4 protein-coding genes are annotated in these 4,646 nt (G+C 67.2%); 1 reads left to right on the forward strand and 3 read right to left on the reverse strand.

What is annotated here, in order from left to right; all coding sequences use genetic code 11:
* The 3 genes from NP3_RS28570 to NP3_RS28580 all read right to left on the reverse strand — a co-directional run.
* On the reverse strand, positions 1-759 hold a 759-nt coding region (locus NP3_RS28570; RefSeq protein ID WP_444980793.1), incomplete at its 3' end, for a GlgB N-terminal domain-containing protein.
* Entirely contained in the window at positions 756-2,762 is a 2,007-nt protein-coding gene (locus tag NP3_RS28575; RefSeq protein ID WP_063044704.1) for an alpha-1,4-glucan--maltose-1-phosphate maltosyltransferase, read from the reverse strand. The genes NP3_RS28570 and NP3_RS28575, both read right to left, overlap by 4 nt.
* Before the next feature lie 38 nt (positions 2,763-2,800).
* A complete protein-coding gene (locus NP3_RS28580) occupies positions 2,801-3,484 on the reverse strand; it encodes a LysE family translocator (protein WP_063044705.1) in 684 nt (227 codons plus the stop codon).
* 179 nt (positions 3,485-3,663) lie between these two features.
* Here NP3_RS28580 and glgP point away from each other — a divergent pair.
* Positions 3,664-4,646 (forward strand): alpha-glucan family phosphorylase (gene glgP / locus NP3_RS28585; RefSeq protein ID WP_157124596.1); only part of this gene is annotated, 983 nt, incomplete at its 3' end.

Genomic DNA, 4,646 nt, shown 5'->3' on the forward strand with positions numbered 1-4,646 from the left:
CCGCCAGGAGCCCAGGTGCACTTCGTAGACGCTCATCGGAGCGCGAGTGGGGTCGGTGCGTTCGCGGGTCGAAACCCAGTCACCGTCGGACCACACGTAATTACTTTCGGTGACCACTGATGCGGTCGCGGGCGGCAGCTCCGTCGCGAACGCCAGCGGATCGGCGTGATCCACGGTGCGTCCGTCCGCGCCGTGTACCCGGAACTTGTATTTGGTGCCGACGCCGACCCCGGGTACGAAGACCTCCCATACCCCGGAAGACCCGAGCGAACGCATCGGTGCGGTACTCCCGCTCCAACCGTCGAAATCCCCGATCACGGTGACACCCCGGGCATTCGGTGCCCAGACGGCGAACGAGGTCCCGTTCACCTCGCCGTCGAGGGTGGTGTAGTGACGCGGGTGCGCGCCGAGCACATCCCACAGGTGTTCGTGGCGGCCCTCGCCGATGAGATGCAGGTCGAGTTCGCCGACGGTGGGCAGGAAGCGGTAGCCGTCCGCGCTGACGATCGTCTGTGCGCCTTGGTAATTGGTGACGATGCGGTAATCCATCAGGTCCGGATGCGGTACGACACCGGCGAAAATGCCGTGCCCCAATGACTTCAGCGGATGGTCGACGCCGCCGACCCGGGCGAACACCGTATCGGCATGCGGGCGCAGCACCCGCACGATCGTGCCGTCTGGATGCGGGTGCGCGCCGAGCACGGTATGGGGATCGGTATGGGTGCCCGCCGCGAGCAACATCAGATCGCGACGCTTCATCGAAATGTCCTCCGGAACGCCAGTTCCGCGCGCGCCTGCTGCGATACCGCGGGCAGCGTGAGAATGTGGGCGACCGCGTGGGCCGGATCCAGCCGCACGTAATTGGTCTGCGCCCAGTGGTATTCCTCGCCGCTGACCTCGTCGAACACCACTGGATGGTCATGCCATTCGCGGCCGATGGCGGGCAGGTCGAGCGAGATCATGCCCCATTCGGCCGCATAGGGATTCAGATTCACCACGACCAGCACCGCGTCACCGCTGGCCGGATCGACCTTCGAATAGGCCAGCAGTGCGTCGTTGTCGACGTGATGGAAGTGGATGCAGCGCAACTGCTGCAGCGCCGGATGCGCGCGACGGATCTCGTTGAGCCGAGTGATCCACGGCTCCAATGATTCTCCGCGCGCGAGCGCCTCGGCGAACGGGCGCGGGCGCAGCTCGTACTTCTCCGAATCCAGGTATTCCTCGCTGCCCGGACGCACCGCCTGATGCTCGAAGAGTTCGAATCCGGAGTAGACACCCCAGGTCGGGGCCATGGTCGCGGCCAGCACCGCGCGGATGGCGAACATGCCGGGCCCACCGTGCTGCAGGCTCTCGTGCAGGATGTCGGGAGTGTTGACGAACAGGTTCGGTCTGGCCTCGTCGGCCTTGGCGGCCAGTTCGTTGCCGAATTCGGTCAGCTCCCATTTGGCGACGCGCCAGGTGAAATACGTATAGGACTGGCTGAATCCGCGGCGAGCCAGACCATAGAGCCGGGCCGGTCGGGTGAACGCCTCGGACAGGAAGATCACATCTGGATCGGTGCGCCGCACGGTCGCGATCAGCCATTCCCAGAAATCGGCGGGCTTGGTGTGCGGGTTGTCGACGCGGAAGATCTTGACGCCCAAGCCGATCCAGTGCCGCACTACACGCAGCACCTCCGCGTACAGTCCGTCCGGATCGTTGTCGAAGTTGACCGGGTAGATGTCCTGGTACTTCTTCGGTGGATTCTCGGCGTAGGCGATGGTGCCGTCCGGGAGCGTGGTGAACCACTCCGGGTGCGCGGCGACCCACGGATGATCCGGTGCACACTGCAGCGCCAGGTCGAGCGCGACTTCGAGGCCGAGTTCGGCTGCGGTGGTGACGAATTCGGCGAAGTCGGCGGTGGTGCCGAGTTCGGTATGAATCGCGTCGTGCCCGCCATCCTTCGACCCGATCGCCCACGGGGAGCCGACGTCACCAGGTTCGGCGGCGAGCGCGTTGTTGCGGCCCTTGCGGTTGATCTTGCCGACCGGGTGGATCGGCGGCAGATAGACCACATCGAAGCCCATGCCCGCGATGCGCGGCAATTCCTTTGCGGCGGTGGCGAAAGTGCCGTGGATCGGGTTGCCTGCGGCATCACGGCCGCCGGTCGAGCGCGGGAAGAACTCATACCACGAGCCATACAGTGCGCGTTGACGTTCCACCAGCACCGTGTGCTGCGGGCCACGAGTGACCATGTCCCGCAATGGCGTATCGCGCAGGATCTCCGCGACCTCCGCGCTGAAGGCGGGGGCGACCCGGGCGGGCAGCTGTTCGTCGGCGCGCAATGCCGTCGCGGCGGCGCGCAAGCGCTCGAACTGCTTCTTGGGCACCGCCTGCGCGGCGCGTTCGAACAGCCGGGCGCCGAGCTCCAGGTCATTGGCGAGGTCGGCGGCGCTCTGCCCGACGGCGAGCTTGGCCTCTACCGCCGCACGCCAGGTGGCGATCGGATCGCTCCAGCCCTCGATGCGGTAGGTCCACGTGCCGGGCAGGTTCGGTACGAAGGTGGCATTGAAGACATCCGGCTCGTAGTCCGGCGTCATGCGAATGCGGGTGATCCGCGTCGAGCCGGGGCCGCGCACCGCCAGCGTGGCGGAGACGGCGTCGTGCCCCTCGCGCCAGACCACGGTTCGCACCGGAAACACCTCGCCGACCACGGCCTTGGCCGAACTGTTGTTCAGCCATATCGAAGGGGCGGTGTCATCGATGGCGATGCGGCCGGTCACGTCGACCAACCTACCGGGTGCGGGTCGGGTGGACGGGATCAGCGTGCGTCGGCCGCCAGACCGAGACCGAGTGCGACCAAGATCGCGCCGAGCGCGCGCTCCACCCGCTGCCGGATTCCGGTTCGCCGCAGCCAGGTCCCCGCGCGGTCCGCCGCCAGCACGATGCCGATGCACCAGGCGGTATCGATGACCAGCTGGATACCGGCCAGGATCAGCACGGTCGGCAGCACCGGACCGCTCGACGGCAGGAACTGCGGCAGGATCGTCAGGCCGAAGACGGCCGCCTTCGGATTCGCCGCGATCGAGATCAGTGAGGCGCGAAACGCCGAACCTGGGGTACGGCCGGTGGGGAGCAGCTTGGTCGCCAGGGGATGGCAGTCGGCGGAGCTGGCGGGGCGGGTAAGCGCTGTGCTGCCGAATTCGTCGTCATCGCGGGCGCCGCGCCAGGCCTGGACACCGAGCCAGATCAACACAAGCGCCCCGATGACGTGCACCGCCGTATTCATGAACCGGTTCGCGACCAGCAGCACAGACAGACCCGCGCCACCGGCGAGCGTCCAGCCGAACACCCCGATCTCGTTTCCGGCGACCGCCGCCAGCCCGGCCGCGCGGCCGTCGCGCACTGCGCGCTGAAGGAACAGCGCTGTCGCCGGTCCGGGTAGCGCGGCCAGAATGAGGCAGGCCAGCAGGAACTGCGGGAGTACATCGATCCAGTGCGGCATCAGCCGATGCTGCCATCCGTGCGAGTCCGGCGCGACCGATATTCCGGTGCGATCGAGCAGCGGCGGCAGGCAGTCCCTGTGGTTCGTAGGGTCCGCGGTAGCAGACCTGCGGCGGCCTCGATGGGTGCCGTGGCCCGCTGGAGCCACCAGGTGCTGCGGCATTGGGTAGGGTTCGGTTGGTGAAGGCACTCCGTCGTTTCACCGTCCGTGCCCATCTGCCCGAGCGTTTGGCGGCCCTGGGCGAACTTTCCACGAATCTGCGCTGGTCGTGGCATTGGGCTACCCAGGATCTGTTCGCGGAGCTCGATCCCGAACTGTGGCGCGAGCTCGGCCACGATCCGGTGCGCATGCTGGGTGAGGTGCCCGCGGCCCGGCTGGACGAGCTCGCCGCCGATGCGGACTACATCGGGCGAGTGGATGCCGCCGCCGCGGATCTGCGCGACTATCTGACGCGGCCGGGCTGGTTCCAGCGGCAGACCGATGAGCCGGTGCGCGGCATTGCCTATTTTTCGATGGAGTTCGGCGTCACCGAGGTCCTGCCGAACTATTCGGGCGGTCTCGGGATTCTCGCCGGTGATCATCTGAAGTCCGCATCGGATCTGGGACTGCCGTTGATCGGCGTCGGATTGCTCTACCGCTCCGGCTATTTCCGGCAGTCGCTGACCGCGGACGGTTGGCAGTCCGAGCACTATCCGGCGCTGGATCCGCAGGGGCTGCCGTTGCGGCTGCTGACCACCGAAGGTTCGCCGGTGTTGATCCACGTGGCCATGCCCGATCAGCGGGTGCTGCGCGCGCGGGTATGGATCGCGCAGGTCGGGCGGGTGCCGTTGCTGCTGCTGGATTCCGATATCGCCGAGAACGATCCGGAACTGCGCGCGGTCACCGACCGGCTCTACGGCGGTGATCAGGACCATCGGATCAAGCAGGAGATCCTGGCCGGTATCGGTGGCGTGCGGGCGGTGCGCGCCTATACGCGCGCCGCGGGTGTGCCGGATCCCGATGTGTTCCACATGAACGAGGGACACGCCGGATTCCTCGGCGTCGAGCGGATCCGTGAATTCGTCTCGGCCGGACTGGATTTCGACACCGCGCTGACTGCGGTGCGGGCCGCAACCGTGTTCACCACGCACACGCCGGTGCCCGCCGGTATCGACCGGTTCCC

The organism is Nocardia pseudovaccinii NBRC 100343, assembly GCF_001613225.1.
Classification (GTDB): Bacteria; Actinomycetota; Actinomycetes; order Mycobacteriales; family Mycobacteriaceae; genus Nocardia; species Nocardia pseudovaccinii.

Coding starts and splice junctions, on each gene's coding strand:
- NP3_RS28580 (WP_063044705.1), bottom strand. CDS start 3,484: ATGCCGCACTGGATCGATGTACTCCCGCAGTTCCTGCTGGCCTGCCTC.